This is a genomic window from Oribacterium sinus (genome assembly GCF_963553175.1).
Lineage (GTDB): Bacteria > Bacillota > Clostridia > Lachnospirales > Lachnospiraceae > Oribacterium > Oribacterium sinus_B.
This window is the reverse complement of record NZ_CAUVME010000061.1, coordinates 1-5,632: the sequence shown is the minus strand read 5'-3', so window position 1 is coordinate 5,632 and position 5,632 is coordinate 1. Positions and strand designations below refer to the sequence as shown.

The following is a 5,632-nucleotide window of genomic DNA, read 5'->3' as shown; positions in this document are numbered from 1 at the left end:
GAGCCTACGAGCAATAATCTTTCCCATCTTCTTATAGAACTGTACTTTTTTCTTTCTTCTCTTCTTTTCTTCCTCAATCTGCCATAAAAAGAACAGAGAAGCTACAACGGCAAAATACGCCATCCATCTTACCTGAGGAAGGATAGACAGCATCCCCACCAGACCGAATCCCAGCATACAAGCAACAAATATCTCAAAAGTTTTTAACGTAATCTTCATCATTTTCTCCTCCTCGCTTCCTCTCGGATTAGCTTTTTCATATTATAAAACAGTACATTTGTTTTGTAAATAGATATTCTCGAATAAATGTTTGTTTTTATTTTTGTTTTATATTCGTTGAAGCATCTACTACGAGTTTAGGATAACAAAAAAGAAGTCCGAAAAAACGGACTCCTAATTGGCTTTTCTTCTGTTTCTGATGTTTGTTCTACTTTGTCTAATACTCCTATATCACAGAACACTTATATTCAAGAATACTTTTCTGTCTGCTTCTCTCTATCTTCTATAAGATATACCATCTTTTCCGGCTTATAAAACGAAAGGTCTTCTGTAGAAGGGCATTCTGTCCTTAACCGCGTCTTCCGCCTTCTTATTCTGATAAGACATTACCGCTAGAGGTGTATTTCCGCCAAAATCTCTTCCCAATACGGAAATGTTGGAGAAGCTAGGCTGAATGCTGCCTACATGACTTACGATGCAAACGTTAAACTCCTTATCATTTTGACGGGCTCCCACCAAGTAAGCGGCCGTAACATTCTGGTCATCCCGCATATACTCTGCCAGAGCCTCTTCCAGTTCCTTGGTGTCTCCCACCGGGTCGGAAAACTCAATAGCATCGGAAACCTGCACCGGATCCTGTCCCATCAAATGCGCTTGATTCTGGTGGAAGCAATTTACGATAAACTGACGCCACAGGATAAAGTTTTCGGTATTCATATTAATCACAAAGCCGGAGATTCTCGGATCTCCCAAAGCCATGGAAGCTACCTGGTGGAAGCTTAAAACGGCATGGGTTTCCAGGCCCTTAGTCCAATGCTTTGCCTTTTCTTGTGAAGTAAACAAAACATAAAAATGATTGTGGTCCTTATCCTCTACTACGGCAAAGGCAGGCTTTCTTTCCTGACCTTCTCCCACAGTTCGCATAGGCACATAAAATTCTGTATGATGATTCAACGCATCCATCAGACGGTCTTCCCACTGCTGATTAGGCTCAGCCTGTAAACCGTGTATCGCCATTAGCAAGCGGGCATTCTTCTTTTCTCTATAATCACTCATGGAAATAGACCTCCCTTTCCTTTGCCATTTTAACATAGAGGCCTAAACAGCACAAGTTTTGTAAAAAATCGTAATACCCGGATTATGGCAAAAATCACATTACTTTGACTATGGCAAAAATTGCATTACTCGGGTTGTGTCAAAAATCGTAACACTACAATGGAATTTTCTTTAAAGAGAACTATGGTAACGAAGCTCTATCTCTATCGCCGGAAGAATTGTTTGATACAAAATATTCTTCTTCAAGGCTTCCCGACACCGTTCAATCGTCTCTTCCTCTTCCAAAAAGCTATAGAAATACAGATCAATGGTAATTTTAGAGATTCTCGGGCTTTCTTCGTATCCTTTTACCCCTAAGTAGGATAGAGGGTGGTCTAAAACCACCCTCGCCTTTGCTTCCACATCCTCCAGAGGATTCCCTTCCTTCTTCATAAAACTGCAAATACCATGAAGAATTCCGGAAAGCAGGCCTGCACAGAAAAGGTTCACAGAGGTATCCGTATCTTTTTTGCTGTCCAACTCCATTTCCTTAGAAGAATCTATACAATGGTTTTGCATATAAACCTGAACCTGACCATCCTGCCTTACAATACCGCGATAGCGTAAGTCCTGATGGTGCATTTCATATTCATGGCTTTCCACAAGCTTCCTCCTAATACTTTTTCCGTAAAAATTCCTGGGCTCTATGCAACTCCTTTAATTTGGCCTCAATACAGGGAAATTCATTTACAGGGCGATTGGCAAAGGTAGCAAAGCCGCAGTCCGGATTTAGCCACAGTCTTTCCTTGGGCAGATATTGCAATGCCTCCTCCGCCCGTTGTACTATGCTTTCCCCGGATTCTACTACATCAATTCTTGGATTGATCACTCCTAAGCCCAGAATACAATTTTCACGAATTGCAGCATTTTCCAAAAGGGAAGATAAGTCTCCAGCCCTCTTAGTGGAGTATTCCAAGGCCAAAACCGAAGGAAGTACCTTGGCAAATAAAGGAACCAAAGGTGTGTAGGAGCCTGTTAAAAGAATTCCCTCATTCTTACTCCAGTTCCCTCTGCAAACATGAAGAACGCTACAAAGTTCCTTTTCCTTCATAAAATCTACCACTTCTTTCAACAAAGATGCGGCAAATTCCAATTCCTCTGTAGGATCTTTCTTCTCTGACAAGGCGGCACACATAAAGGATCTGGTTTTCCCCTTGCTAAAGACTACCTCTGTAAGCACCGGCTCGTCCAGCTGAATCACCGATACCCCCATTTGCCTAAGCTCTTCAATTTCTTCTTTTAGAAGAGCCACTACATCTTTCCCCAGCTCTTCTTTGCTGTCATAGACCTTGGAAGAAAGGGCCGGAAGCCACATGGAACGGGTCATCAGGTAAGGCCCCGGAAGAGTCGCCTTAAGCTCCTTATCCGAAAACTGCCGGATTCTAAGGATTTCTTCTTTTAAAAGACTTTCCTTTCTTTTGATTTTCCCGGTACAAATGGCATTTTTAATGCTGACTGCGGGTACATCCAGGGTATCCAGAATTTCTTCAAAGCCCTGCTTATCCTCCATGTAAGGCAGCATGTCTGCCATGCTCATCATATCGGCGCCTTCCAGCTTTTCCGCCACAAAGGAAACGTAATTGTCCCGGCTTAACTCTCCCCCGGTAAGAATATCTACTCCGTTTCTTTCCTGCAAACGAATCACTTCTTCCGTTTCTCTGAGAAGTATGGCCTCATAATCCTCTTGGGAAAGCTGTCCGTTTTGCAGGCGACGTTTTCCCGAAAGCAATTCCTTAGTTCTTGGCATACTCCCAATTAGGGAGCTGGTAAAGGGGAGAAAGTGCTTACTCATGCATTCTCCTTCTCAAAAAAATGCAGGTACTCATTAGCCTTCTTAATCTGCTCAAAATTCTTGGTTCTTCCCGGTACCCAAGCCTTCAATCCTTCCATGTCCATCATTTCCTTATGGGCAGGATTCTTGTAATCCATTTTATGCAGAACCTCTGTAAAATGGGCAAAGGCTTCCTTAGAAAAATCCGCTCTTCCGGTGAAAATGCAATGGTCAAAGAAATCTGTCTCGGATAAAATCTGCACCTGAGCTTCATCCAAGGTTCCGTCTAAAATCCAAGCCTTGTAGTTTAAATCCAGCATCCAGCTTCCGTCTACTTCACCGGAAAGCATAGCCTTTGCCGCATCCAGCTCTCCTCCCACATGGTCTCCATGGAGCCCAAGACCGATATCAAAGCGCTTTTCCGTATAGTCCTTTTCAAACTCCAATCCATTCTTATGTAGATGATAAATGGGAATTAAACGCGCCTGAGGAGAGTCATAGGCGCCAAATCCGATAGTCTTTCCCTTGATATCCGAAATAGTCTGATAGCCCTTGTCCTTTCTTACCACCAGGTAGCTTTTACGATTCTGATCCGTATCACGCATGGAACCGTTTAAACATTCTCCCTTGCTGCGTAAATAACTGTCCAGCCAGGCCAAAGGAGAGTTCCAGGCAATATCAATTTCCCCACTCATCAGTCCGTCCACCTGACTCTTATAATCCTTATAAAAAACCGGTTCAATAGGACAATTTTCCTTCTCGAAAAACTCCTGAATAATTCCCCAAATAACGGTTACCTTGGGCGCATAAATGACTGCCCCTAACTTTATCTTTTCCATTTTATCCTCTTTTCTTGATATCATCCGGCAAATAATCAAAGAAAGGAAGAGTTGGTGTTCCTCTCTCCCTTTCTTAAAGCTTTAAAAACTTATACTAAAGGCAAACCTGTAATAGCTTTTCCGAGCCAAACGGTAAGTACGTCTGCACTGGGTGCCATAATCTGTCCTGCATAAGCATCTCTTAAGAGTCTTTCCATGCAGCCGACCTTGTTATACGCCTTTCCGCCTCCAACTCTCATGCCCAGTCTTCCTGCTTCAATGACCATTTCACAAGCAATCACACGAGCGGACAAAATCTTAGCCAAGGCATCTGCTTCTCCTGCTGCAGCACTTCGGGTCGCTTCCTTTGCTGTGCAAACAGAGGAATTTACCAGATTGTACATCTTCGCCAGATGAATCTGAACGGTTTCAATCTCTGCCAAAGAAGTTCCGGAAGTATATTTTCTTTCCTTTGCATGGGCAATACTTACCTCTAACATATGCTCCCCAAGACCGGAATATACACCTGCAAGTCCTGCAATGAAGAAGGGCGCTACAACATTAAATACATGTTCCTGTCCGGCACCTTCCTCACCGATTCTATTATTTACAGAAACAGCCGCCTTGTTCAAGTGCATCTGGCAGGAAACATTTCCTCTCATCCCAAGACCATGCCAGGTATTTTGTTCAAACTTTAATCCCGGCGTCTCCAGAGGAACTAACCAGTTATCAATAGCTCCTTCCACATCTGATGGGGCTAAAACCAGATAATAGGAAGCCTGCTCTGCAGAAGTAACCATGCTCTTTACACCGCTTAGGAGCTTCTTGTCCCCATCATTTTCCGCCTTTAGATCGGAAATATAGAAATGGGTTCCTGTTCCCAGCTCACTGTAAGCCAGAGCCAGTAGCTTTCTTTCTTCTACCACTTCTTTGACAATTCTCTGCTTCATCTCTTCACTTCCTCGAGATAAAACTACTGTCAAAGCCACATTATGCATCATGTAGCAAAGTCCGGTTGTTGCATCACTTTTCGCAAAAGCTCTACAAACTTCCACATGCTCCTGAATTCCTAAGCCTAAGCCTCCCTGCTCCTTAGGAATGAGCAGAGTTAAAAAATCCGATTTTTTAATCTCTGCAAACGCTTCTACAGGAAATACTCCTTCTTCATCTACCTTTTTGCTACAAGGATCAATGAATTTCTCTGCAAAATTTCTAGCCTCACAATAAATTGACATCATTGTACCTCCATAAAAAAATGACTGTGCTGACCGGGAGTGGTCCCACAGTTTTGTTACGACACTCGTTTATCATCATAATACTTAGTCAGAATACTGTATATCTATATATGTTTTTCAAATATTTTCGTTTATTTATGCAGGATTTGAATAAATAATATTTTTAACTATCCAAATTTTTATAGTGTAACAACTAAATATCTCTATACAGAATAAGGCTTCCATGTTGTTATTCCTATTTTTTTACTAGGAATTAAACAAGCGCTTACTTTAATTTTTTAAATCTTTATTTATCAGTATTTGGTATAAAAGTAGCGAAAAAAACATGAAAATTCTTTAAAAGGAGTCAATATGTGGTTTATTTTATCATTAATTTCTATCTTTTTTTGGTCCGGTTCGGATTTCTTTTCCAAGCTGGGATCCCCTGAAGGATCTTTTTGCCATTTACCTGCTTTCCTATCTGCAAAAAAAGCATGAGGATGCGGAACGAAAAA

At 41.8% G+C, this 5,632-nt stretch carries 7 protein-coding genes; all 7 read right to left on the bottom strand.

Annotated features, from left to right (window positions below):
• The coding region (locus RYO92_RS10650) for a hypothetical protein (protein WP_315370363.1) at positions 1 to 222 on the bottom strand (222 nt) is incomplete at its 3' end.
• Between the two features lie 306 nt (positions 223 to 528).
• A complete protein-coding gene (locus tag RYO92_RS10645; protein ID WP_315370362.1) occupies positions 529 to 1,275 on the bottom strand; it encodes an enhanced serine sensitivity protein SseB C-terminal domain-containing protein in 747 nt (248 codons plus the stop codon).
• Positions 1,276 to 1,446: 171 nt separating this feature from the next.
• On the bottom strand, positions 1,447 to 1,917 hold the full coding sequence (locus RYO92_RS10640; RefSeq protein ID WP_315370361.1) for a hypothetical protein: 471 nt from the start codon (positions 1,915 to 1,917) through the stop codon (positions 1,447 to 1,449).
• Between the two features lie 10 nt (positions 1,918 to 1,927).
• Positions 1,928 to 3,106, bottom strand: a complete 1,179-nt coding sequence (locus RYO92_RS10635) for a cobalamin-independent methionine synthase II family protein (RefSeq protein ID WP_315370360.1) — start codon at positions 3,104 to 3,106, stop codon at positions 1,928 to 1,930.
• The gene (locus RYO92_RS10630; RefSeq protein WP_315370359.1) at positions 3,103 to 3,924 is read right to left on the bottom strand and encodes a phosphate/phosphite/phosphonate ABC transporter substrate-binding protein; all 822 of its coding nucleotides are present in this window, start codon (positions 3,922 to 3,924) and stop codon (positions 3,103 to 3,105) included. The genes RYO92_RS10635 and RYO92_RS10630 overlap by 4 nt, the downstream gene beginning before the upstream one ends.
• Positions 3,925 to 4,013: 89 nt before the next feature.
• Positions 4,014 to 5,141 carry an acyl-CoA dehydrogenase family protein gene (locus tag RYO92_RS10625; RefSeq protein WP_315370358.1) on the bottom strand — a complete coding sequence of 376 codons (1,128 nt, stop codon included), beginning with the start codon at positions 5,139 to 5,141 and terminating at the stop codon, positions 4,014 to 4,016.
• Between the two features lie 290 nt (positions 5,142 to 5,431).
• Positions 5,432 to 5,632 (bottom strand): hypothetical protein (locus RYO92_RS10620; protein WP_315370357.1); only part of this gene is annotated, 201 nt, incomplete at its 5' end.

Bases quoted from the DNA above. Each gene is read 5' to 3' on its own strand.
- RYO92_RS10635 (WP_315370360.1), bottom strand. From the start codon at position 3,106: ATGAGTAAGCACTTTCTCCCCTTTACCAGCTCCCTAATTGGGAGTATG.
- RYO92_RS10630 (WP_315370359.1), bottom strand. From the start codon at position 3,924: ATGGAAAAGATAAAGTTAGGGGCAGTCATTTATGCGCCCAAGGTAACC.
- RYO92_RS10625 (WP_315370358.1), bottom strand. From the start codon at position 5,141: ATGATGTCAATTTATTGTGAGGCTAGAAATTTTGCAGAGAAATTCATT.
- RYO92_RS10645 (WP_315370362.1), bottom strand. From the start codon at position 1,275: ATGAGTGATTATAGAGAAAAGAAGAATGCCCGCTTGCTAATGGCGATA.